General features: G+C 56.6%; 22 protein-coding genes and 1 pseudogene. 8 read left to right on the top strand and 15 right to left on the bottom strand.

Translation table 11 applies throughout. The features are described 5' to 3' along the window. Positions 1–242 precede the first annotated feature (242 nt). Positions 243–2,606, top strand: a complete 2,364-nt coding sequence (locus AC07UI_RS14090; protein ID WP_494993051.1) for a DNA polymerase II — start codon at positions 243–245, stop codon at positions 2,604–2,606. Positions 2,607–2,630: 24 nt separating this feature from the next. On the opposite strand, the gene AC07UI_RS14085 is transcribed toward AC07UI_RS14090, so the two are convergent. From AC07UI_RS14085 to AC07UI_RS14070, 4 genes are all read right to left on the bottom strand, one after another. Beyond that, on the bottom strand, positions 2,631–3,362 hold the full coding sequence (locus tag AC07UI_RS14085; RefSeq protein ID WP_494993050.1) for a CPBP family glutamic-type intramembrane protease: 732 nt from the start codon (positions 3,360–3,362) through the stop codon (positions 2,631–2,633). 3 nt (positions 3,363–3,365) lie between these two features. Continuing rightward, a complete protein-coding gene (locus AC07UI_RS14080; protein WP_494993049.1) occupies positions 3,366–3,668 on the bottom strand; it encodes a hypothetical protein in 303 nt (100 codons plus the stop codon). 121 nt (positions 3,669–3,789) lie between these two features. Further along, on the bottom strand, positions 3,790–5,313 hold the full coding sequence (locus AC07UI_RS14075; protein ID WP_494993048.1) for a nucleobase:cation symporter-2 family protein: 1,524 nt from the start codon (positions 5,311–5,313) through the stop codon (positions 3,790–3,792). Positions 5,314–5,575: 262 nt separating this feature from the next. Then, entirely contained in the window at positions 5,576–6,565 is a 990-nt protein-coding gene (locus tag AC07UI_RS14070; protein WP_494993047.1) for a LysR family transcriptional regulator, read from the bottom strand. A 117-nt stretch (positions 6,566–6,682) separates the two neighbouring features. Here AC07UI_RS14070 and AC07UI_RS14065 point away from each other — a divergent pair, with 117 nt between their 5' ends. From AC07UI_RS14065 to AC07UI_RS14045, 5 genes and pseudogenes are all read left to right on the top strand, one after another. Further along, entirely contained in the window at positions 6,683–7,852 is a 1,170-nt protein-coding gene (locus AC07UI_RS14065; RefSeq protein WP_494993046.1) for a M20 aminoacylase family protein, read from the top strand. Positions 7,853–7,940: 88 nt separating this feature from the next. After that, on the top strand, positions 7,941–8,720 hold the full coding sequence (locus tag AC07UI_RS14060) for an ABC transporter substrate-binding protein (protein WP_494993100.1): 780 nt from the start codon (positions 7,941–7,943) through the stop codon (positions 8,718–8,720). 57 nt (positions 8,721–8,777) lie between these two features. Continuing rightward, a pseudogene (locus tag AC07UI_RS14055) lies at positions 8,778–8,933 on the top strand (histidine/lysine/arginine/ornithine ABC transporter ATP-binding protein); the annotation flags it as partial. 306 nt (positions 8,934–9,239) lie between these two features. Next, entirely contained in the window at positions 9,240–10,007 is a 768-nt protein-coding gene (locus AC07UI_RS14050) for a sterol desaturase family protein (protein ID WP_494993045.1), read from the top strand. A gap of 341 nt (positions 10,008–10,348) precedes the next feature. Beyond that, entirely contained in the window at positions 10,349–11,077 is a 729-nt protein-coding gene (locus tag AC07UI_RS14045; protein WP_494993044.1) for a hypothetical protein, read from the top strand. Here the strand turns inward: AC07UI_RS14045 and AC07UI_RS14040 are convergent. The 5 genes from AC07UI_RS14040 to AC07UI_RS14020 all read right to left on the bottom strand — a co-directional run bounded on the left by AC07UI_RS14040 (position 11,022) and on the right by AC07UI_RS14020 (position 13,969). Then, positions 11,022–11,267 carry a hypothetical protein gene (locus tag AC07UI_RS14040; RefSeq protein ID WP_494993043.1) on the bottom strand — a complete coding sequence of 82 codons (246 nt, stop codon included), beginning with the start codon at positions 11,265–11,267 and terminating at the stop codon, positions 11,022–11,024. The genes AC07UI_RS14045 and AC07UI_RS14040 overlap by 56 nt on opposite strands. Before the next feature lie 72 nt (positions 11,268–11,339). After that, a complete protein-coding gene (locus tag AC07UI_RS14035; protein WP_494993042.1) occupies positions 11,340–11,843 on the bottom strand; it encodes a TlpA disulfide reductase family protein in 504 nt (167 codons plus the stop codon). Positions 11,844–11,950: 107 nt separating this feature from the next. Next, a complete protein-coding gene (copC, locus tag AC07UI_RS14030; RefSeq protein ID WP_494993041.1) occupies positions 11,951–12,325 on the bottom strand; it encodes a copper homeostasis periplasmic binding protein CopC in 375 nt (124 codons plus the stop codon). A gap of 167 nt (positions 12,326–12,492) precedes the next feature. After that, positions 12,493–13,518, bottom strand: a complete 1,026-nt coding sequence (locus tag AC07UI_RS14025) for a TonB-dependent receptor (RefSeq protein ID WP_494993040.1) — start codon at positions 13,516–13,518, stop codon at positions 12,493–12,495. 85 nt (positions 13,519–13,603) lie between these two features. Next, positions 13,604–13,969 carry a DUF2946 family protein gene (locus AC07UI_RS14020; RefSeq protein ID WP_494993099.1) on the bottom strand — a complete coding sequence of 122 codons (366 nt, stop codon included), beginning with the start codon at positions 13,967–13,969 and terminating at the stop codon, positions 13,604–13,606. Positions 13,970–14,412: 443 nt separating this feature from the next. Between AC07UI_RS14020 and AC07UI_RS14015 the strand changes: the two genes are divergently transcribed. Further along, entirely contained in the window at positions 14,413–15,420 is a 1,008-nt protein-coding gene (locus tag AC07UI_RS14015) for a hypothetical protein (protein ID WP_494993039.1), read from the top strand. Here AC07UI_RS14015 and AC07UI_RS14010 read toward each other — a convergent pair. Then, entirely contained in the window at positions 15,377–15,688 is a 312-nt protein-coding gene (locus tag AC07UI_RS14010) for a glutathione binding-like protein (protein WP_494993038.1), read from the bottom strand. The genes AC07UI_RS14015 and AC07UI_RS14010 overlap by 44 nt on opposite strands. 286 nt (positions 15,689–15,974) lie before the next feature. On the opposite strand from AC07UI_RS14010, the gene AC07UI_RS14005 reads away from it, so the two are divergent. Then, entirely contained in the window at positions 15,975–16,247 is a 273-nt protein-coding gene (locus tag AC07UI_RS14005) for a DUF2790 domain-containing protein (protein ID WP_494993037.1), read from the top strand. A 63-nt stretch (positions 16,248–16,310) separates the two neighbouring features. Here the strand turns inward: AC07UI_RS14005 and AC07UI_RS14000 are convergent, their stop codons facing one another. The 5 genes from AC07UI_RS14000 to AC07UI_RS13980 all read right to left on the bottom strand — a co-directional run bounded on the left by AC07UI_RS14000 (position 16,311) and on the right by AC07UI_RS13980 (position 22,589). Continuing rightward, positions 16,311–17,249: a LysR family transcriptional regulator gene (locus AC07UI_RS14000; RefSeq protein WP_494993036.1), complete on the bottom strand. Its 939-nt coding sequence runs from the start codon at positions 17,247–17,249 to the stop codon at positions 16,311–16,313. Positions 17,250–17,373: 124 nt separating this feature from the next. Continuing rightward, positions 17,374–18,324: an aldo/keto reductase gene (locus AC07UI_RS13995; RefSeq protein ID WP_494993035.1), complete on the bottom strand. Its 951-nt coding sequence runs from the start codon at positions 18,322–18,324 to the stop codon at positions 17,374–17,376. A 143-nt stretch (positions 18,325–18,467) separates the two neighbouring features. Then, a complete protein-coding gene (locus AC07UI_RS13990; RefSeq protein ID WP_494993034.1) occupies positions 18,468–19,934 on the bottom strand; it encodes an efflux transporter outer membrane subunit in 1,467 nt (488 codons plus the stop codon). A gap of 19 nt (positions 19,935–19,953) precedes the next feature. Beyond that, positions 19,954–21,453 carry a DHA2 family efflux MFS transporter permease subunit gene (locus AC07UI_RS13985; protein WP_494993033.1) on the bottom strand — a complete coding sequence of 500 codons (1,500 nt, stop codon included), beginning with the start codon at positions 21,451–21,453 and terminating at the stop codon, positions 19,954–19,956. After that, entirely contained in the window at positions 21,453–22,589 is a 1,137-nt protein-coding gene (locus AC07UI_RS13980) for an HlyD family secretion protein (protein ID WP_494993032.1), read from the bottom strand. The genes AC07UI_RS13985 and AC07UI_RS13980 overlap by 1 nt, the downstream gene beginning before the upstream one ends. Positions 22,590–22,779: the final 190 nt, after the last annotated feature.

Here is a 22,779-nt window from a genome sequence, read left to right as displayed (position 1 = left end):
GTATTGCAAGCAATGGGCACGACTCGTTTTCAAATACACACCGACGACACCTTTGGCATAGACCCGGGCACTGCACCGCACTCATTTTTTGGCGACTGTCATCGCCCATTCCTTCGGCAAACAGTCAGTGCATCGCCGTATCAGGGTTTTCGGACGATGCCGAGCACGCTTTGGGTGCGCGCCATTCAAGGCGATGGCGCGTAGAATCGCGCAGTGAAAGGCAAGTTCTTGAGGTTGCAGTGGTGGATTTACAGCAGGGTTTTGTCCTGACCCGGCATTGGCGCGATACGCCCGCGGGTACGCAAGTCGAGTTTTGGCTGGCGACCGACGACGGTCCCCGGTATATCCGTCTGCCTTACCAGCCCTCGGTGGCCTTCATTCCGGCGCAGCAACGCGAGCAGGCCGAGTTGCTGCTGCGCGGCGAACGCGATGTCGAACTTCGTCCGTTGGGTCTGTGCGACTTCCAGAGTCGTCCCGTGCTCGGTCTGTATTGCCAGCAGCACCGTCAGTTAATGCACCTCGACAAGCTGCTGCGCACCGCCGGTGTGGACGTCTTCGAAGCCGATATTCGCCCGCCGGAACGCTACCTGATGGAACGCTTCATTACCGCGCCGGTATGGTTCGACGGCAGGCTGGATGGCAGCGGTATGCTGCTCGAGGCGCAGATGAAGCCCGCACCGGACTATCGCCCGCCACTCAAGCTGGTCTCTCTGGATATCGAAACCACCGCCCAGGGCGAGTTGTACTCCATTGCGCTTGAAGGCTGTGGCGAGCGCCAGGTGTACATGCTTGGGCCTGCAAACGGCGACGGCAGCACGCTCGATTTTCATCTCGAGTATTGCGATTCCCGGACGCTGCTGCTCAAAAAACTGAACGAGTGGCTCGCCCTCCATGACCCCGACGCCATCATTGGCTGGAACCTCGTGCAGTTCGACCTGCGGGTGTTGCACGAGCATGCTCGACGCCTGGCCGTACCGTTGCGCCTCGGGCGCGGTGGCGAGGAGATGCAGTGGCGCGAGCACGGCACGAGCAAGAATCACTTTTTCGCCGCCGCTGCCGGACGTCTGATCATCGACGGCATCGAGGCGCTGCGCTCGGCAACCTGGAGTTTCCCCTCATTCAGTCTCGAAAACGTCGCGCAGACATTGCTCGGCGAAGGCAAGTCCATCGATAACCCGTACCAGCGCATGGACGAAATCGACCGCATGTTCGCCGAGGACAAGCCTGCGCTGGCGCGCTACAACCTCAAGGATTGCGAGCTGGTGACGCGGATCTTCGCGAAGACCGAGCTGCTGACGTTCCTGCTCGAACGCGCCACGGTGACAGGTCAGCCCGCCGACCGTAGCGGTGGCTCGGTCGCGGCCTTTTCGCACCTCTACATACCGCAGATGCATCGCCAGGGTTTTGTCGCGCCGAACCTCGGGGAACGGCCGCCAGAGGCAAGCCCGGGGGGCTTCGTAATGGACTCGCGGCCCGGGCTTTACGAGTCCGTACTGGTACTCGACTACAAGAGCCTGTACCCCTCGATCATCCGCACGTTCCTGATCGATCCGGTGGGTTTGGTGGAGGGCATGCGACATCCCGAGGACAGTGAGTCGGTACCGGGTTTTCGCGGTGCGCGTTTCTCGCGGACCCGGCATTGTCTGCCCGCCATCGTCGAACGTGTCTCGCAAGGTCGCGAAGTGGCCAAGCGTGAGCACAACGGGCCGCTCTCACAGGCGCTGAAGATCATCATGAACGCGTTCTATGGCGTGCTGGGTTCCAGCGGCTGCCGCTTCTTCGATCCACGCCTGGCATCCTCGATCACCCTGCGCGGCCACGAGATCATGCGCAAGACCCGCGAGCTGATCGAAGCAGAAGGTTATGCGGTGATTTACGGTGACACCGACTCCACTTTCGTCTGGCTCGGGCGCACGCATTCAGAGGACGATGCGACGCGTATCGGGCGGGCGCTGGTGCAGCACGTCAACCAGTGGTGGCGCGACCATCTGCTCAAAGCGTTCGGCCTGGAAAGCGCGCTTGAGTTGCAGTTCGAGACGCATTTCAGCCGTTTTTTGATGCCGACTATTCGCGGTGCCGAGGAGGGCAGCAAGAAGCGCTACGCCGGGCTGGTCACGCGCGCCGACGGTAGTCGCGAGATGGTCTACAAGGGGCTGGAAACGGTACGCAGCGACTGGTCGCCACTGGCCCAACAGTTCCAGCAGGAACTCTACCTGCGCATCTTCAATCGGCAACCGCATCAGGATTACGTGCGCGACTATGTGCGCCGTACATTGGCCGGTGAGCTCGACAATCTACTGATCTACCGCAAACGCCTGCGCCGGACACTGGATGACTACCAACGCAACGTGCCGCCGCATGTGCGCGCGGCGCGTATCGCCGATGAATACAACGATAGCCAGGGCCGGCCGCGTCAGTACCAGAACGGTGGCTGGATCAGCTATGTCATCACCACCGCAGGTCCCGAGCCTCTGGAAACCCGGCATGCGCCAATCGACTACGACCACTACGTCACGCGCCAGCTACAACCGGTTGCGGACGCCATCCTGCCGTTCGTGCACGACGACTTCAGCACATTGATCGGCGGCCAGCTCGGCTTGTTCTGAGCCGGGCACATGTTGTGCGTAGGTTTAGATGGGCACGGCGATGAGCACTATCGCGGTGCCGTGTGCGGCCGTGGCAGCGATCACGCCGTAGCGCATGCGGACCAAGGCGCAAGCCAGTCCTTCAATCAGTGTGAACGCCAGGATTGGCCACCCGATCCGGGTGACGGTCAACGCCAGGAACGAATGGCAGGCGGCAAAGGCGACAGCACTGATCAGGGCGGCGCGAAGGGCGGTTGTGTGGTGTTCAAGATGACCTTGCAGGAACCCGCGAAACAGCAACTCTTCCAGCGCATTTCCTCCATAGGCAAGTACCACCATTGCTGCCAGCCAGGACCAGTAGCTGACTGTTTCACCAACATTGATGCCCTGATAGAGCCGCAGCGGAATGCCGATTGCACATCCGGCAGCGACACCTAGCGCTAGCCCGACGGCCGGATTGCCCTTTGTCCAGACGACGAGTTTCCACAGCTGCGGGGCGATCCATGCCAGCGCGGCGATGATCGCCACTGACAGGATGCCTAACGAGGCCACGACAAACGGATTCGAAGTAAAGCCGATCTGCACGTCGTCGCTCAGGGACCATAAACCCAGCGGGGTCATCACATCGCGCATCAGCACAAACGTGAGCAGCAGGATCATGATGCGCAAGCCAGGCTGCGTTTTGGGCGTCAGCCAGAACCAAAGGGAACAGAGGCTCAGGCCAGGCAGCAGATAAACACCGTAGTCGATGAGATGGGAAAGTCCTTCTGTGAGCATTGGCTACCTGCCGGTGTTCTGGTTTTCATAAAAGATCCGGGAGGCGTCAGCACACTGCCTTTGTGTCATTCCCATATCCTGCGCGTGCCGATTCGAACGCTCGTCGACAGCCGCGGCGATAATAAGCGGATTCTGGTTGAGTGTGTAATGACTCAGAATATCGGCGGGAAGAACCCGGTCTTTGAAACGACGGCAAGAACCGATTGCGCCAAGCGAACGCTGCCCTCTGTAGGAGCGCAGCTTGCTCGCGATGGACTCAAGGGCGGCGCGTTTATTCAGAAAACACGCGTTATCGTTAACGTCCATCGCGAGCAATCGAGCGTCGACCGGCTGCTCCTACAGAGGGCAGTGTTGGGCTTGCCCCCGTTACTCGCCACAGGTCCTGCGCCTGACGCTCAGTCTGGCGTTGACGCTGCTGACACGAGTGTTATGCGGTCGGACTCGTCGCTTTCGCATCGCTCGACTGATGAGAGGGGTGTGCCTCCACTGCGTCGCTCACCAGCGCAATCTCCTTGCCTTCGGCGTCGAAGAGTTTGCCGCCGCTGAAATAATCGCCTTCACGCAGCGCCGCGATATCCTGAAAGTGCAGGCTACGCTCGGTGCCGGCGACGAACACCGACTGTTGATCCGAGTTGCCTGTGGTGAAGTGATTGAATGTCAGGTTCAGTACAATCGCCATGATTGCCGAAGAACTGATGCCGGAGTGGAAGATCGTGGCGAACCAGCTTGGGAAGTGGTCGTAGAAGTTCGGTGCCGCGATGGGAATCATGCCAAAACCAATCGAGGTAGCGACAATGATCAGGTTCATGTTGTTGCGGTAATCGACCTTCGACAGCGTGCGGATGCCGCTGGCAGCGACGGTGCCAAACAGCACGATACCGGCGCCACCCAGCACGGACGTCGGTACGGCGGCAATCACCCGACCCATCACCGGCAGCAGCCCGAGAATCACCAGAAACAGCCCGCCGGTGGCCACCACATAGCGGCTCTTGACCCCCGTGACGGCGACCAGGCCAACGTTCTGCGCGAAAGCACTCTGGGTGAAGGAGCCGAAGATCGGCGCGATCATGCTCGACAGCATGTCGGCGCGCAGGCCGTTGCCCAGGCGCCTGGAGTCGACCTTGGTATTGATGATTTCACCGACCGCAAGGATGTCTGCGGAAGTTTCGACCAGCGTCACCATAATCACGATGCACATCGAAATGATTGCGGCCACGTGAAAGGTCGGTACACCGAAATGCAGGGGGGTAGGGAAGCCCAGCATCGGCCCTTCGCTGACCATCGAGAAGTCAGCCATGCCCAGGAAAACGGCGATGACAGTGCCGATGACCATTGCCAGCAGAATCGACAATCGTGAAATCGTCGCACTGCCAATCTTGCTCAACAGTAGTACCAGCACCAGGGTTATCGCGGCCAGACCGATGTTCGACATGCTGCCGAAGTTCTCTGCATGGCTGTTGCCACCCATCGCCCAGCGTGCCGCAACGGGCATCAGTGTCAGGCCGATCGTGGTAATCACAATCCCCGTCACCAGGGGCGGAAAGAACCGGGTGATCCTGGAGAAAACCGGCGTGATCAACAACCCGATCAACGATGCTGCGATGACCGCCCCCAATATCGACTGAAAACCCCCGCTGCCGTCGCTGCTGACAATCGCCACCATGGTGGCGACACCGGAGAAGGACACCCCCTGCACCAACGGCAACTGGCAACCGAAAAATGGCAAGCCGAGGGTTTGCAGCAATGTCGCCAGACCACCCGCGAACAGTGACGCGGCGATCAACAGACCAATGTCGGCAGGGGACAGCCCGGCCGCTTGCCCGACGATCAGCGGTACCGCGACGATGCCGCCATACATGGTCAGCACATGTTGAAGGCCATAAGCCATATTCGCGCCGATCCCGAGATTTTCATCCTCAGGCCGTTGTTGTGAAACAAGAGGCGTTTTCATGGTGAAGGGTTCTCTGTTTTTATTGTTGGCGACACTGTATTCAATAAAACAAAGAGTTGTCCATGAAATTGTATACAGGTTTTTACTCGAAACTCGTCAAAGGTTGCTTCGGCCATGAACCGATGGTCTGCACCCCGACATGACGCCAAGGGTCGTCAGCGCCATGCCCAAGGTGTGGATCTTCCGGTTACTTGCGCGCCTCGAGGATCAGGTTGAACGGCGTTTGTGCAGCGCTGCGCAAATGCGTGAACCCAGAGTCGTCTCAAACCAGCAGACGCAATGTTTCAAAGAGTTGTCGATCTTCTTTTTTGGCTGAGCGGGCGTGACGCCGAATGACCTCCAGCAGGCAATCGGTAAAACAGTTCGCCGCATTGCTGAGCGCGCCATTGCGGCGTGTGACGATGCTCAGTTGCCTGGGTTCGAACTGCTCGATCAGGGACAAGGGAACCACTCGACCCAGAAAAGGCGGGGCGATACTCAAAATGGATGGCCCCCAGGTGCACATGTCGGCGCGCTCGACCATCATCTGCAATATCGCCAGTGAATGGGCTTGAACGATTCGTTCCTCGTTGATCTGCGCGCCATGCTTCCAGAACAGCTCGCGCATGAGCGCATCGTGTCCATCCGGCGCGTAGTTCAGTGTCCAGTTCTGGTCGAGCAGATCAAGAATGGTTCGAGCCCCCTGTCGTGCATGGCCCTGGCGGACCAGAACCGAGGTCTGGTAGTCGAGCAATGTTTCGCAGGCAAACTCTTGGGTCGCTTGCGAAGGATGAAGCTGGCCAATCGCAAAATCCATGCTGCCATCGCGCAGAAGAGGCTGGGCGACCGCCATCAGGCTCTCGAACAGTTCCAGTTTGACTTCCGGCATTCGCTCTCGAAATGCCAGGACCACTTCGGGCAGGAAGGTCAACGCGATCCATGGCGTTATCCCGACGCAGAGTCGCCCCTTGGCTTTTCCACGCAAGTGATCGAGTTCTGTTTGGGCATGTTCCAGTTGCTTGAGCACCAGTCTGGCGTGAGTCAGCAACACCTTGCCATATTCAGTGAAGCTCAGGCCGCTGGGGGTTCTCACGAACAGCGGCAGCTGTTGAGACGTTTCCAGTTCGCGCAGCGCTTTGGTCACGGCAGCCTGAGAAATGTCGAGCGAACGGGCGGCGGCCCGGATGCTACCCGTCTCGGCACAGGCAATCAGCGCTTTTAATTGATGCAGTTTCATCAGCTTACCTTGATGACAACAATTGGTTGTCATCATAACCAAATTGAGCCTCCCCGGCACCGCGTCGGGTCCCTAAGATCAGCCCCAAGCAGCGCCTCGAAGATTCGCCTCATGGATCCGGGTGCCTGATGGATCTTATTGAGGAGCAGCGCCATGAATGCCGGCCACGTACTACCAGCCATTGCCGAGATGCAGGATGAGATGATCGCGCTGCGTCACAGTATCCATGCTCACCCCGAGCTTGGGTTTGAGGAATTCATCACCAGTGAACTCGTTGCGCAGCGGCTGACCGAGTGGGGGTTTGAGGTCAGTAAAGGGGTGGGCAAGACCGGCGTGGTCGCTACCCTGAAAAATGGCGAGGGGCGCTCGCTTGGATTGCGCGCAGATATGGATGCGCTGCCGATACAGGAAGCCACCGGGTTGCCCTATGCCAGTCATATTGACGGCGTCATGCATGCCTGCGGCCACGATGGCCATACGGCAACCTTGCTTGCGGCGGGCAAATACCTTGCTCAATCGCGCGCGTTCAAAGGCACTCTTCATCTTGTTTTTCAACCCGCTGAAGAAGGCCTGGGCGGCGCCAGGAAAATGCTTGAGGATGGCCTGCTCGAACGATTCCCCTGCGACGCCATTTTCGCGATGCACAATATCCCGGGTTATCCGGCAGGGCATTTTGGATTCTACAGCGGACCGTTCATGGCCTCGGCCGACACCGTGACGATCAAGATCATCGGCACCGGTGGCCATGGTGCGGTGCCACATAAAGCGATCGATCCAGTCGTCGTCTGCTCGTCGATCGTGATTGCGCTGCAAAGTATCGTGTCGCGCAACGTCAACCCTCAAGAAACGGCAATCATCACGGTGGGTTCCATACACGCCGGGACCGTCTCGAATGTCATTCCCGCTTCTGCCGAAATGATCTTGAGCGTGCGCGCGTTGACCCCCGAAATTCGCCAACTGCTCGAACTCAGAATTACCGAGCTGGTACAGGGGCAGGCGGCGAGTTTTGGTGCCCATGCCCATATCGACTATCAGCACTGCCATCCGGTATTGATCAATCATCCCGAGGAAACCGCGTTAGCCCGTGAGGTCGCCCGCGAGTGGTTGGGAGAAGAGCAACTGATCAACGACCTGCGGCCGTTCACTGCAAGTGAGGACTTTGCCTTTATCCTGGAAAAGTGCCCCGGGAGCTACCTGGTGATCGGCAATGGCCAAGGGGAGGGCGGTTGTCTGCTGCACAACCCCGGTTACGACTTCAATGATGCCTGCCTGCCGATTGGTGCGAGTTATTGGGTCAAATTGGCTGAACGTTTTCTGAGTTGAAGCAACACCCTTCGAGCGTCAGCGTCTGTACAAAAGTCGTCAGCAACCGGGCTCTGCGGGCCTATAGAGGAAAACAATAATGAATAAAATGATTGCGGCTGTTTCACTGGTGTTCTTGACGGTCTCCAGCATGGCCGGGGCGGCCGATTGGACCGGTAAAGAATTGAGGCTGGGCGTCGATCCGACGTATCCACCGCTGGAGTACAAAACACCGGATGGCAAGTTGACCGGCTTCGGTATCGATATCGCCGAAGCGCTTTGCGAAGAGCTGCACGCCCACTGCGTCTGGGTGGAAAGCAGCTGGGACGGGATGATTCCAGCGCTGCTGGCCCGCAAGTTCGACGCCGTTGCATCGTCGATGACCATCACCCCAAAACGCATGGAGCAAATTGCGTTTACCGACAAGGTTTCCAACGCGCCGGCACGATTGGTCGTCAAACGGGGATCGGATCTGTTGCCAACGGTCGAATCGCTGAAAGGAAAACGCATCGGTGTGGAGCAGGGCTCTACCCAGGAAGCGTATGCGAAAGCGGTCTGGGGCTCCACAGGGGTCGATATTCTCTCTTATCAAAATCAGGATCAGGTTTACGCCGACCTGGTGGTGGGGCGGCTCGATGCCTCTTTGCAAGGCTCTATTCAAGCCAGCTATGGGTTTCTGAATAAACCGGTGGGTAAGGACTACGAGTTTGCGGGCGCCACGCTCAGTGACCCGAAATTCTTTGGCGTCGGTGACGGCATCGGCGTGCGCAAGAGTGATGTGGCGCTGCGCGAAGACTTGAACAAAGCCCTCGCGACCATTCTCGCCAACGGCACTTACGCCCGCATCAACAAGAAGTACTTCGACTTTGACATCTACGGCGCTCAATAAAACGCACCTTGTCTTTTAAGCAAAGCAGTGGCTTGGACAGCACTGCTTCAGCATCACCTTTGCGGTGGTCAGCAACAGCGCGTCGCTATTGCTCGAGCGTTGGCCATGGAGCCGCAAGTGATGCTGTTTGCTGAGCAAGGGCCGCCCGGCAGCGTGCTCGACCATCCCCAAAGTGAGCGTCTGAAGCAGTTTTTGGCTGGCAGCCTCAAGTAACAATAAACACGAAGGCGTGGGCAGACTTCAGCTAGCGACGCAGACTTCAAAGAAGCCCGTCAGGCAGCCACCCTCAAAAAGGCCGCCTGAGTCGCAAAACCGTGTCCAGACTATCTGAGGCGGTACAAAACTTGACGATCGATTGCTGCACCTGCGCCATGTTTGTGGTCTGCTATCATAAAAAAGTCGCCGAAGCGGATGGTTGATGTGTTGACCAAGAACAAGACGCGGTCTGGTCGATAGTGCAAAAAAAGCACCATACGCCGCAATGTTCGTAAGACACTACTTTGGGAAGATCGGGTCGCAATGGACATTAAAGCCGCCTTGCTCGGTACCATCTCGCTGTTGACCATCGTCGTGATCGCCCTTCTTATCGAGCGCATCAATCCAGCCCAGGTGCAACCATTAAAGTCGGCTGGCTTTAATCTGGTCTACACGCTGTTGAACACCTTGGCGCAGGCCGCAATTATTCCGCTCGTCTCCGTTGCCACCGTTGTCGCCGTCAATGCTGCAGGCGGTGGCTGGATCGATCTGCCGAACACTGGATGGGGGCTACTGTTCGGTTTTCTGCTTTATGCTTTCACGCTCGATTTCATGGAGTACCTGTTCCATCGTGCGCAGCATCGCTTTGCGCTGATGTGGGCCATGCATTCGTTCCACCACAGCGATACGGCGCTAAACGCAACGACAACCAACCGGCATCATTGGGCTGAACACGGAATCAAGATGCTGACGATCTACATGCTGGCCGGGGTGATCTTCAAAGCAAATTCCGCCATCGTCGGCCTATACGCGGCCATCAGTTTCTACAACGTGTTCTCCCACATGAATATCCGAATTGGCTTCGGCCGCATGTCGTTCGTTCTGAACTCGCCGCAATATCATCGCATTCACCACTCGGCGCTGCCTGAGCACCACGACTGCAATTTCGCAGGGCTGTTTCCGATCTTCGACGTGCTGTTCGGCACCTACCGCCAGCCGCGCACGGGGGAGTTCCCACCCACCGGCCTCGATGACAGGAAACAACCGTCCGGCCTGATCGATGCGATCATCTGGCCCGCCCGGTCGAAGTAGCACGGATCAGGTGCGGGCGAACACGAAGGCGCGTGGACGGTTCGCGATCCAGCTGATGCATGTTGACCTCGCAAAGAAAAATCCGCCGAAGCGGGTAATGCCAGTCAGTTAAGGAATTTCAGGTTCAGCACTGTCCCCCGTAGCAGCTGCCGAAGGCTGCGTCCGGCGGCGAAGCCGTCGCAAATCCTGCTTCCACGATTTGTCTGGAATACCGCAGTGACTGTTTTACGACTGCTGCGCAGTCGGACGCAGGCTTCGCCAGCTGCTACGGTTCGCGTAATGTCTAAACTGACTGGCATTAGCCGAAGCGGGTTCATTAATTTATGGATTTGTAAAATCTTATGCGTATCCAAGCGCTCTCAAAAAGCTCACCTCGTTCGAGCTGGCTACCGGCCGGCACGCTTCTGCTCGTCGGTGCGGTGATTGCGTCAATAGCGGGTTTCGATATTGTCTTCAACGCCATCACTGGCGACATGCCGTGGATTCGCGTCGCGCTGTTTCTTGCACTCACTACCCTGGGGATTTTTTTTGCGCAGCGCACCGGCCTTCGACTGGCTTCCCATGATCTTGATCATCCTATTGCTGTCGCTTTTGGTATCGGGCTGCTCGTCGCAATATATATCGCAACCATGGACGTCGTAGTATTCAGGCACCTGCTACCGCCGCGCTACGTTGCTTATTTTTCCGAGCATTCCCTATCCGAGCGCATGATTTACTTCATGCTGCGCGCGTTCAACGAAAACATTCTTTACCGACTATTTTTCATGTCTGCAGTGGTATGGGGCATAGGACTTGCCTGGCGAGATTCGCAAGGACTACCCCCCAAAACCGCTTACTGGATCGCCATTATTCTCGCCCAGACCATCCCCATGCTGCTCAACGAAGCCAGTTTTTATCCGCCGCACATAACGCCAATTTTTTTGTTCTACGTCGCCGTGCGATTCATACTGGCAGGCATTCTTTGGGGCTTCCTCTATTGGCGGTATGGCTTTGTAACGGCAGAAACAGCCCACGTCAGCACGCATATTTTTCTGCAGCCGATCCTGGGGTACTCATTTGGGCCAGGTTGACACAAAAACCTGCGGCCTTTGCAAAGTGATCGTAGTGTTCGCCTCCCCCCATCTCCCTATAGCCCTCAAAATTGTCTTTCATCGCTGAGGTGGCCAAGGCGACACCAATGGAAGCGAGCACAACAACGGAAGAGTGACTAAGGGAGAAGAAAAAAACCAAGGTGACCGGACGTTTCTTTTCCTGCATCAACGTGGGGACCGTGCCGGGATTGAACCGGCTTCTCGCTATGCAACATGTAGATAAATTTACCTGACCAGTGACTCAATGCGCTGTCAGTAATGGCGTCACGAGTTTATCCAGCAAAGGCAGATCGATTTTCGGGTCTCCGACGCTGCCATCCTTGCGCACCACACCTTGCTTGTCGATAACGTAGGTCATCGGCATGCGCCAGATTCGGCCAAAACCCTGGAAATCTGCATCTCGCTGGAACGCTGCGGGATAGCTGTAATGGGCCATGACCTTATGCACCATCTGATCATCCTCTGGCTCATCCATGCTGATCGCAATAATCTTTAGCCCTTCACCTTTGTGCTGCTGGTAATAGGTTTCCATGGCTGGCATTTCTTCACGACATGGCTCACACCACGACGCCCAGAAATTCACGATTACCACCTGATTAGCCTGTTTCTGCAAATCAAACGTTTCGCCATTTAGCGTTTTTGCCGTCAGATTCGGGGCGTGCTCGCCTACATCAATCGCCCATGCGGGCAGACCAATCAGGCTGCAACAAAGTGCGAACAATGGCAGTAGTCTTTTTGCGGACATCAGGTTCCCCTCGGCTTCATTAGCTCAGCACAGCAGGCTCAGTCGGTTTCCGATAATCAAAATGCAGTGACAAGGCGTCGGGAGAATGTCGCCGACGCCCGATATCATCACTCAGTGATCTTGAACGTGTAGCTGCCTTCACTCTTGTGGGTGTCGACTGAAACGGCATGCCACTCGACTTTGTATGATCCTGGCTTCAAGGGTTGTTCTGGGGTAACGATCAACAGTTTTTTGTCGTTCGGAGCCGTGTCGATACCTTTGATGGCAACCGGCTGCCCGTTGTCAGTGACAGTCACTTTCGTGAACTTTGCTTCGACGCCTTCGGAGAAATTCAAGCGCAGCTCTTTGGGAGCTGTAACGCTGCTGTCGGCGGCAGGTATTTCGCTTTTCAGATGAGCATGCGCAAAGGCATTGCTGATCGACGCGAGAGAGGCAATCAGGGCAACAGCAGTTAAGGCTTTCTTGGTGAAATGAGCAGACATCTTCAAGTACCTTCGGTAGTGGGATAGGTGGTGTATCAACTCGGCATCTTCGAGACCGTGCAGGCCTGTATGCGCCTTGTCTGGAATCAGAAAGTCAGGGTAATACCGCGAGGGCGTGCTCGCCCGTCCTCCGGTGAAAGTCGGCGGCAAGCCACCGACCCGAATCACTAGAACGAGTAGCGAGCCCCCATGGTCGCGGTATAGCGCGGAGCAAGCTGCACGCCGTTGACGTTTTGATACACCGGCACCTGCACGAAACTGTAGAGCGAGACCTTTTTACCGAGCGGCACTGTCACGCCTGGGCTGAGGTAGGCCAGCGTTCCGCCGGTACTGATGGTATCGGCATTGGCGCCGTCATCGTGCTCGACGTGTCGCACATTCAACTGGATTTGCGGCATGACGTAGGCGTTGCCCATGTAACGCAGGCCCGCGTTCAGATTGACGCCGTCGCCAGGGCGATAGTGGTCGCTCGAATTCAGCGCCTTCTGCACCAACGCCTGGCCGAAGTAGTCCCAATTCTTACTGAGCGTATCCATGTAATAGACACCCAGGATGCCATCGGTGGTGCCGGTGCCGGGTTGCAGGCCACGATCAATGGCCACAGGATCAGGAGCGGTGGGATCGCTCGACGCAGCGGTGTCGTCATGGGCGCCGGTGGGAAGCTTCAAGCCAAACATCACGCCAAAATTATGCTGCGGCGTGAACCCCTGGTAACGGCCGATGATCTTGATGTCCCCCAGACTGGAGGTCTTGGAGTCGTACTGGCCACCGCCATCGCCCGGCGTGGTGCCGTCCGATGCTGTTCCCAGCGTGCTGTGGCTGCGAAAGATGTAGGGCACTTGCAGATCCACGCCCCAGCTCGGATTGAAGCTGTAATCCAGACCCAGTGTCAGATAATCATTGCGCGTGTATTTCTCCACTTCCTGGGGATTGCCGTTGTTGGAGATTTGGCTCGCGGCGGTGGGGGAAATGGTATGGGTACCGCTGCGCAACTGGTTCTGATTCAGGTAGTCGTAGCGCAGATCCAGCTTCAGCCCGGACGAGTTGCTGATGCCGAGGTTGTCCCAATCGGAGCTGAGGGTGCAGCCGCAACTGGCGCAAGCCAACGCAAGGTGCGGGAATAAAGCGGTGACAGACAAAACCGCGAACGGCATTACGGTACGCCGGGTACGGCGCAGTGATGGCATGACCATGGAGATGGCATTCCTTGATTAAGTTGCAACGCATAGAGGCAAGCATCCCGAGCAGGCTGGGGATGCTTGGTCATCGCAAAAGAAATCAGGAAACAGCAGGTGGGCCGCGCGGCTCCGAGATAAGCCAGATTGCACTGATGTAGGGCTTATAGGTCGCTTGCGCACGTACTACATTGGCGTGGCCGGACAGCTGCCACTGCACGATGCTGGGCGGTAAACCGATGTCTACCGCATGCACGACGCACAACAGGCAATGGCATTCGTGATACTGATCCGGAGCGGGGTTGCCACTGCCGGGGGCCTGGACGTGTCCGGCCATATTGCAGTGTTCGCCCATCTCCATCGGCTGCCCATGTGCAGCAGGCAGCCACAGCATCACGCTCGGCAGCAATGCTGCAAGCATGGCCAGGTACATGGCAAGCTGACGCAATGAGTGGGGAACCCGGGGCATGGACACGAAAGGAACGTCGCTAATTGTTATCAAGCCGAAATGGCAAAATCGAAATACTGGTATTGCCTTGGGCGCACTTCAATCCAGGTGCGCGGCTCGCTAACGCTTGCAGTGATCCTGCGACGTTCGTCCGCGACGTTCGTCCTTCGTCGGCGGCAAGGGTGACAAACAATGGGATCAAGTACAACGCATCAACAATGCCTGCGGCATTCCGCCGCAACCCGCGACAAAGGCCCTGATGCTCTTGTTTCACCAATGCGCTCGACAAGGTATGCCGTCGGTGCCCTTTAGGACTGCTTCCATAGCCGAGATATCTTACGAACAGTGAATCGCCCCTGGTTTCGTAGACATACCTGAGCGTCCCTTTTGGTCGATGCTGTTTCCCCATCCTTGCCTGCACCAAGCCAAACCGCTCGCGAACTCACCAATATGGATCGCTTGTATTGAAGTTGATATTATATTGGCATCATTTGTGGGAATCTGATCCAGGGAATTTTATGCGCGCGATGGGGATTTCAGGATTTCTGTGTATTGTCCTGTCAGGCTGCGCGGGGCCCGAAGCGCTCACCCAACAGCAGGTAAAGGACAGCGTTAAGGCCCAGTCGGGCTATGCAGGTTGCGCAGCGTGCTACAAGGTCAAAAGCTTCAGCTCGCCTGTTGTGGCAAACATCCGCTCGCAGGTGTCCGAAGGCAGCCAGTCGGGTTGGCTGAACGCGAAGGTGCGGCTTGTTTCCACCAACGATACGCCGCAAAACATACCGAAATATCGGCTTCGGCTAGAGATGGTTAATAACGGGATATTCCAATCCGGCGTAGAGGTCTTGATCAGAGACGGTAGCGGCAAGCTGGAGAGTCTCTCAACCATTCCACCGGCTCAGAGCGATCTCCAGTGCTTCAGCAATGTTGGGTCCGGTTGCTCATGGACTCAATTCGTCGAGCTGCCGACTGACGCTGTGCAAAACGCGCTGGACAATAAGCAGGGCCTGAGCTTTTTTGTGGGTGTGAAAATCGCTAAGCAGATGCAGTCGAGCGACGGTTACAAGCCTACGACACAAAGAACCCAGGAGTTGAGGGGCGCAGCCTTCACAACCACCGCTCAAGCGGTTGCAGGGTTTGTGGAGGGCATCCAGCTTCAAGGTGGACAATTACCGTCCCTGAAGTCAGAACACGCCAGCGCTTTCGCGATCACTCAAAGCGCTGAAGAACGACGCAATGCGAACGCCGAGCGGCTGATCCGCGAGCGTCCGTTAAAGCAAAAAACGGGCGCCCAGATCTGCCGTACGCATGGACAATGGATCAGTTCCGGTTTTGTCGAACAGGCCACGCAAGACAAATTGAAAATCAGGATCACGGACGTGCACTGGGTGGAAAATCCCAATCTGCAACCAGGCAACTTCAAAGAGCAAATCATATGGGACAGCCCTGACGCCTGGGAACTGTGCGTTCCATGATGTACGGGAATTCGTCGTAGGGGAGTTTGGTTTGCGCCATTTGGGAGAAAGGGGGCGCAGACATCAAATCTGCCAGTGTTAGCTGATCGCAGACGATGAATTTCCTGTCCTCAAAATGCTTGTCGAGCACTGCAGCGTTGGAACGACCGTTGTTGAAGATGAATTCGACCATGGTGGGGTCTTGTGCCCCGCCTATGAAGCGTTTGCCGATGCGCTCGTTGAACAGGCAGGTCGAGAACACGCGCCAGTATTGGGCTGCCCAAAACATCCATTTCAACGCTTTGTAACGCGTGCTGCCCTTTTCTCCGGCCTGGCGGGTTTCCCCCTGGCTGACTCGTCAGTTTTTCCAGGCCCTCCATTCATGCGGAATCTGTCAACAGTGTTTGTCCAGTGGGCCGCTATATGGGGAAGGGATAAACACCTAGCATCGTCTCTACCCAGTGAGCAAATGGAGTAAGTATTAACCCGCTCGCGAGGTGAAAACCAGGAAGTTCGATGTGAGCTTTACGATCATCTCGGTCGCAAAGTAACCCTGAAACGATACGGTGAATATAATGAAATTTTCAAAAGTTGCGATTTTTCTTGCTCTTGGCTTTGTAGGGGCACACGCATTTGCAGACGAGAGCCATTCAACTACCGCGGCCAGCAAGGCACCCGTTGAAATTTACACTTACGCAACAAAACTTGACATAAAAAAAGTCATTACGCTTACAGATATTCCGGACCAGTGCGGGTCGGTCCCGGCGCAAATGACGTATGAAGACTCTCACGGTCAACAACATGTCCTTCAATATCTAGTAATGGGAACTGGCTGTTCAAACGGTTGAATACTGTGCGGACGATGGAGGGTCGACACTCCATGCCTGCAGCACTAGCGAATTCAAAAACTGTTATCGTTTTTTTGATGAGCCTACGATTTTTTCATCGGCTGCCAACAAGCCCGGAATGTAATCCTTAAGAAACTCTACCCATGTTCTTATTTTTGCATCCACGAACTTTCGTGATGGGTATATTGCAAATAAATTAAACTCTTCAAAATGATAGTCTGGCAGTACGCGCACTAACGTGCCCGCCCTGAGGCCGGCGACTGCAGAAGCAATAGGCTGAACACCGATACCCATCCCATTTGTTATAGCGACGGTCATGCCATCGGCGGTGTTGATGTGCAAGGGAGACAATGGGATGTTGACTGTCTCTACGCCTTCGGGCCCCTCAAATGCCCAGTTTTCAACCGGCATTATCGTATTAACAATTCTCAAACAATCATGTGAGCAAAGGGAACCCGGAGAATCGGGGATCCCGCGTTTCTTCAGGTATGCTGGCGAGGCGCAGAGAATACTGTAAGTGATGCCGAGCCGCTGAGCTACAAACCCTGAATCGGGTAGATCCCGCGCCAAAACAATCGATATGTCATATCCTTCCTCCAGCAAGTCAGGTAGCCGATTAGTCAGTGTCAAATCAAACATTACCGAGGGATGAGTCTCTCTATACTTGGCAATGGCGTCGATTACATAATGATTACCAATGGCTCCCATAGCGTGAATCTTCAGCCTGCCAACCGGCATGACGTGAGCGGTACCCGCTTCCTCATCGGCTTCACGTACCTCGTCAAGAATTTTCTCGCATCGTTGCAAATAGCGCGCACCTGCTTCGGTCAACGCCAGGCGTCGGGTCGTGCGGTTAATCAGGCGTGTTTGAAGCCTGGCCTCCAGACTGGAGACAGCTTTGGAAACGTTGGTTGTGGTGGTGTCCAATACCTCAGCCGCCGCCGTAAAGCTGCCGCTCTGAGCGACAGCAACGAAACAACGCATGGTTTGGAAAATGTCCATCGTTTCCACCTCAGGTGGGTCAGTAAAAAAATATCAGCATGCTCTCTGAGCATGTCTCGCGTGAAGATTTGTTCGCATGGATAAAAAGGGGCGGCCCTGCAGCAGACCGCCCCCTTGTCGAGCGTTACTTTTTCCGTGGAATAAATCCAGGCACACCGGTTTCCACTACCGAGTTAAATCGTACCCTGGTCGTAATATCTTCCTGAATTTCACGCATGGCTCTATGAGGCAGGGTAGAAATATCAAAGTTTTCCTTGATATGGCTCGGGTTTGCCGAAGTGGTCAGGAAAGCGACTCCGCGCTGTACAGACCAGGCCAATGCAACTTGAGCCGGGGTCTTCTGTAAGCGCCGAGCGATCCCTGTAATCACGGAGTCTTCCAGTACGTTCGGTTCCATGCCATGTCCGAGTGGCGCAAAGGCAAGGACGATGATTCCATGCTGCTGACAAAATTCAAGGAGCTCCCACTCAGGCAGATAAGGGTGGGATTCGACCTGCACGACGGCGGGTTTTATCCGGGCCACTGCGACAATCTCTTGTAAAGCCTCCAACGTGATATCAGACAAGCCGATGGACTTGCACCGGCCTTCATCCACGAGGCGCTCAAGTGCTCTCCAGGTCTCTATCAACGTCACGCCCGAATCGTAGATGACTTGACCCTGTTCGTCTCTTGGGTCCTGGTTCTCACCGGGTTGAAAGGCAAAGGGCGTGTGGATGAGATAGCAATCGATATAGTCAACTTGAAGTCGTCGGCAGCTTGCTTCAAAAGCCGGTAAAACCCGCTCGGGGCGATGGTTGGTGTTCCACAGTTTCGTGGTAATAAACACGTCCTCTCGCCGGACCTTACCCGCCCCCAGAACTTCCTGTATAGCAACGCCGACCATCTCCTCGTTTCGATAGCGTTCTGCACAATCGAAATGACGAAATCCTGTTTCCAGCGCGTGCTTGACTGCTTGGGTTGTAACGGTCAGATCCCGGAATAGCGTGCCAAATCCAGCGGCCGGCATCTCACCCGATCCGTGTCTAATAGGAAATCTTGTATCGCGAAGTGCATCGTGAAACGCTTCGTATGACATGTCTTTACTCCGATGTCTGGGGCCACAGCCGCGATGGCGGTAGTGGCCTCTCGTAAAACGCAGGTGGACAGATAAAAACCAGTGAACGGCGCTAGACAAGTTTTGAAAAAACGCCGCCGCTATTGATAGGAGGTTTTGCGCTCTTAGCGACTGGCAACTCGTTGCTCAAAAACACCGACGCTATTACCGCCGAGCACCACAAACAGCCGCACCGTGTCGAGATACTGCGCGGTCTTCACCTTGATTCGACCCAGTAACGCCTGCTCATAGGCACGTTCGGCCTCCAGCACCTGGAGAATGCTGTTCTCGCCTTGCGCGTAGGCTTGTTGGTTCAACCGGAAACTCGTTTCTGCCGCTCGTAACGCGTCCTCCTGCGCCTGGTTTTCCTCGGCGTCATGGTTTATTGCCTGCAGTGTGTCTGCGACCTGACCGAACGATGTAATGACGGTCTGTTGGTAGCCGGCAAGAGTCGCCTTGTAGCCGTCGACTGCAGCCTGACGTTCAGCTTTGAGCGTTCCACCATCGAAGATCGGACCCGCCAGCCCCGCAGCCAAGCCCCAGAGTGCGGCGCCGCCATTGCCTGAAGCGGCCTGGACAAGCGACGCGGACAGCGTTACATGGGGATAGAGGTTCGCTGTCGCGACGCCAACTGCAGCGCTGGCCATGTGCAGCTCAGCCTCTGCTTGCAGTACATCGGGCCGGTCGTGGGCCATTTCCGAGGGCAAGCTGACTGGCACGTTTGACGGCAAGGCAAACTCGGCAAGATTGAAGTCAGGCGCGATCCAGTCCCCTGGGCCCTTTCCCGTCAGAATCGACAGAGCGTGTCGGGCCGAATCACGCTGCTGGGCGAGGGGCGGCAACAGCGTGCGGTCCTGAGCGAGCCGTGTCTCGGCCAGCGAAACGTCGATCTGCGTGGTGGCGCCATTGATGTGCGCCATGCGCACGAGTTCGAGGTTCTTTGCGTCATTGGCGAGCAGCTTCTCGACGGCTTCCATCTGCGCGTTTGCAGAGGCAACCAACAACGCCTGGCTCGCGACATCGCCAGTCAGGGTCAGGTACGCCGCTTCGTATCGATGCTTCTGCAGATCGGTAAACGCTTCCTGCTGCTCGACCCGCCGCTTGTTACCGCCGAACGCGTCAAGGTCAAAGCCGACCCGGGGCCCAATCGCATAGAAATTGGAGATGGAAGGCTCTTTCGCGTTGTGTACCCGTTGCCGGCCAGCCTGAGCGCCAAAATCGACCTGCGGATAAAGTGCACCTTCCGCCGCGGCGACGGAGGAGGCCGCTTGCCGGATCGTCGCGTCTGCAGCCACGAGCTCAAGATTGCCGTCGATTGCCCGACGTACAATCTTGTCCAGCTTCAGCGAATGAAAGGCAGACCACCAGTCACCGCTGACCTTTTTCCCAAGCTCAATGTGCTGTTCAGCGAGCCTATTACCCTTCTCGCCGAGATGTTGCTCGGCCTGTTGATCATAGTGCTGCGACAGGCTCGGTGGGGGCATTTGATAGTCAGGGCCGACGGTACAGGCGGACAGGAACACAAGAGCCGACACCGCACCGAACGTGGTGTTGAACATCTGTCTGTTGAGGAAGCGCGCATTGGATTTCATTTGGCAAACTCCACGAAAACTAGTTGGTCGGAACGGGCTTGCGAAGAAAGAGAACCAGTGGACTCACCACCAGCATCGCCACCATCAAAATCTTGAATTGGTCGATGACGGCGATAAAAGCCGCCTGGCCGGTAATCATTTCGTTGAGGCCCCCAAGCGCTTGCAGGGACGTCGACGCCGTCACGGAATGTGCAGCGGCGCGATAGGGCGTCAGTTGGCTTGCTAGCGCCATGTGCATCGCTTGCGTGTTGTTGAAGAAGAAGGTTTGCACGACCGCAACGCCGATGGTGCTTCCGTAAACACGGGCCAGGTTGAAAAAACCGGTACCTTCCGGGCGGAACTTGGGATCGAGCGTGCTGAACGCCACCTTGCTGATCGCCGGCATCAAGACACCGAGGCCGACACCCTGGAGTGCACCCGCCACCGCCACGGGCCACCAGTCCATCAACGGCGAATAGCCGACCATCAGCCAGTTGGCATAAGCCACCACCGCTACGCCCGCCGCAACGAAGAGTCGCGAGTCGATACGAGCGGGAACACGGCCCATCAGGATGAATGCGCCGACGAGTCCCACACCTCGCGGTATCGTCAGGTAGCCCGTCGTGGCAGGTGGGTATCCGAGAATTTCATCCAGCATCGGGGACGTCAGTGCCATCGTCGGCAACAGCACGAAACCGAGTGCGAAAAAGATGATCGTCGACAGCACGAAGTTGCGGTCTCTGAACAAATTTTTGTTGAGGAAATGCACCTTCGCGGTCAGCACATGTACGACGAACAGGTAGAGCCCCACTGCACCTGCCACCGCTTCCAGCCAGATCTCGGGCGAGGCAAACCAGTCCAGGCGCTGACCACGGTCGAGCAGCATTTGCAACCCGATCATTCCGAGCGTGAAGGTGCCGACGCCGAAGAAGTCAAAAGGCGGACTTTTCTCGGCCTTTTTCTCGGCAAGCAAAAGCGCTACCACGAGGAAGATAAACGCCGACAGCGGAACGCTGATGTAGAACATCGAGCGCCATCCGTAATATTCGCTGACCCAGCCACCGATACTCGGGGCGCTGGCGATGCCCAAGAGCACGATGGCCGTGAACACCGAGCCAAATTTCGCACGCCGCGCGGGTGGCAATGTCTCCATTGCAATCGCCATCGAGAGCGGCGCCAGCACGCCACTCGCTGCACCCTGAATAATCCGCGCGCCGACGAATTCCAGCGGGGTCGTTGCCTGCGTAGCGAGCAACAAGCCAAGGACGAAGAATGCTAACGCGGCTTGATAAACAAGCTTCAAGCCATAGCGTCCGGCGAGCCACTGCGCCAGCGGCATGGTGATGGCGCTCGCAGCGAGGTACGACGTGAATACCCAGCCAGCCTCATCGTCGGTCATCGACAAGGTGCCCTGAATAAACCTGAGTGCCGCATTCGGCAGAGGCAGGTTCGCGGACTGCATATAGGTCGCCAGCAGAGCGGCGAACCTTAGCGTGCGCACACCTTCTCCCCCCGGGGCTCCAGCAAGATTGGCGTTCATCAGAAGTTACCTGCGGTTAACAGCGCTTTGAGCGGGTGCCACCAGGGCGTGCGATACCCGGTATCGACTTTGACCGTGGCGCTGGTACCCGAGAAAAGGGGCAGATCGGGATCCACCTTATCCAGTTCCAGTCGAACCGGTACCCGCTGGACGACCTTGACCCAGTTGCCGGTCGCATTTTCGGGCGGCAGCAGTGCGAAGTCCGATCCGGCACCCGGGCTCATGCTGGTAACGTGGGCTTTGAATACGTGATCAGGATAAGTATCGATACTGATAGTTGCTTCCTGGCCTGGACGCATATGGGTCACCTCCGTTTCGCGGAAGTTGGCCTCAACCCAAATCTGGCGATCAGAGAGCAGAGCAAAGGCTGGCGCACCGCTGTTGACATAGTTGCCAACCTGTAAATCGTCGACCTTGGCGACGATGCCATCATCCGGGGCATACACCGTCGCATAAGAGAGGTAAAGCTGGGCCTCGTCGAGCTGAGCCTTGGCCTCACGAACCGTCGGGTGACTATCGGCTTGGATGTCTGGATTGCCGTTCAGTGCAACGACGGTACTGGCGATCTGCTGTTCGATAGACGCTATTCGTTGCCGCGCAACTTTAAGGTCTGTGTCTGCACGCTCGTAAATGGCGCGCGAGACGAACTCGGTAGCGACCAGGGCCTTCTTGCGGGCGAACTCCCTTTGGTCGAAATCGGCCGACTCTTTGGCCGATTGCAGTTCGGCCTGCTGCTGCCGGTAGCTGGCCTTGAGTCCATCGATGCGAAGCCGCGCGACGCTCAGCTGTGCTTGTGCACGGTTAACCGCAATCTGGAACGGCTCCGGGTTGATCCGAAACAGAACCTGGCCCTTGCGAACAGGCTGGTTGTCCTCGACTGCGATTTCGACGACTTGTCCGGAAATGCGAGCGTTGATCGATGCCTTCGCCACCCGGGCGTAGGCGTTATCGGTCGAAACAAAGGGCTCACCCGCCACATAGTGTGCGTACCCAACCGCAGCGAAGATGACAGGGAAACCCACCATAAGCAGTGGTCGTAATTTCTCCTTGAGCGGTTTCTTGATGGGCGTGTCAGTCGGGTTCGGCCCTGGGTGCTCAAAGGTCTGCGAAGCTGGGATGTCGAACTGTTTAGTCATGATCGAGTACACCTATAACCGGGAAGTCGTGCCTGCAGAAGTCGCCTGCGGCCCTGATGTCAATAATTGCTGTGAGAAAGCAAACCCGTGCGCGGTCAGGAGGATCGCCCCGCCGCACCTGTTTCGTCGCCGCAACACCCGGTTCGAGCTCCGCTACAACAAACCTGAAATTTAGGAACTTCTGGTTCCT

The organism is Pseudomonas sp. GW821-FHT04C07 (assembly GCF_059420325.1).
Note: the sequence above shows the minus strand (reverse complement) of the source record. Positions and strands in the feature narration are given on the sequence as shown.

Excerpts from the sequence above, each read along its gene's own strand:
- AC07UI_RS14045 (WP_494993044.1), top strand. The coding sequence starts at position 10,349 with ATGCGTATCCAAGCGCTCTCAAAAAGCTCACCTCGTTCGAGCTGGCTA.
- AC07UI_RS14005 (WP_494993037.1), top strand. The coding sequence starts at position 15,975 with ATGAAATTTTCAAAAGTTGCGATTTTTCTTGCTCTTGGCTTTGTAGGG.
- AC07UI_RS14065 (WP_494993046.1), top strand. The coding sequence starts at position 6,683 with ATGAATGCCGGCCACGTACTACCAGCCATTGCCGAGATGCAGGATGAG.
- AC07UI_RS14050 (WP_494993045.1), top strand. The coding sequence starts at position 9,240 with ATGGACATTAAAGCCGCCTTGCTCGGTACCATCTCGCTGTTGACCATC.
- AC07UI_RS13995 (WP_494993035.1), bottom strand. The coding sequence starts at position 18,324 with ATGTCATACGAAGCGTTTCACGATGCACTTCGCGATACAAGATTTCCT.
- AC07UI_RS14025 (WP_494993040.1), bottom strand. The coding sequence starts at position 13,518 with ATGGTCATGCCATCACTGCGCCGTACCCGGCGTACCGTAATGCCGTTC.
- AC07UI_RS13990 (WP_494993034.1), bottom strand. The coding sequence starts at position 19,934 with ATGAAATCCAATGCGCGCTTCCTCAACAGACAGATGTTCAACACCACG.
- AC07UI_RS13980 (WP_494993032.1), bottom strand. The coding sequence starts at position 22,589 with ATGACTAAACAGTTCGACATCCCAGCTTCGCAGACCTTTGAGCACCCA.
- AC07UI_RS14020 (WP_494993099.1), bottom strand. The coding sequence starts at position 13,969 with ATGCCCCGGGTTCCCCACTCATTGCGTCAGCTTGCCATGTACCTGGCC.
- AC07UI_RS14010 (WP_494993038.1), bottom strand. The coding sequence starts at position 15,688 with ATGTTTTGGGCAGCCCAATACTGGCGCGTGTTCTCGACCTGCCTGTTC.
- AC07UI_RS14075 (WP_494993048.1), bottom strand. The coding sequence starts at position 5,313 with ATGAAAACGCCTCTTGTTTCACAACAACGGCCTGAGGATGAAAATCTC.
- AC07UI_RS14000 (WP_494993036.1), bottom strand. The coding sequence starts at position 17,249 with ATGGACATTTTCCAAACCATGCGTTGTTTCGTTGCTGTCGCTCAGAGC.
- AC07UI_RS13985 (WP_494993033.1), bottom strand. The coding sequence starts at position 21,453 with ATGAACGCCAATCTTGCTGGAGCCCCGGGGGGAGAAGGTGTGCGCACG.
- AC07UI_RS14080 (WP_494993049.1), bottom strand. The coding sequence starts at position 3,668 with ATGGACGTTAACGATAACGCGTGTTTTCTGAATAAACGCGCCGCCCTT.
- AC07UI_RS14070 (WP_494993047.1), bottom strand. The coding sequence starts at position 6,565 with ATGATGACAACCAATTGTTGTCATCAAGGTAAGCTGATGAAACTGCAT.
- AC07UI_RS14060 (WP_494993100.1), top strand. The coding sequence starts at position 7,941 with ATGATTGCGGCTGTTTCACTGGTGTTCTTGACGGTCTCCAGCATGGCC.
- copC (WP_494993041.1), bottom strand. The coding sequence starts at position 12,325 with ATGTCTGCTCATTTCACCAAGAAAGCCTTAACTGCTGTTGCCCTGATT.
- AC07UI_RS14085 (WP_494993050.1), bottom strand. The coding sequence starts at position 3,362 with ATGCTCACAGAAGGACTTTCCCATCTCATCGACTACGGTGTTTATCTG.
- AC07UI_RS14035 (WP_494993042.1), bottom strand. The coding sequence starts at position 11,843 with ATGTCCGCAAAAAGACTACTGCCATTGTTCGCACTTTGTTGCAGCCTG.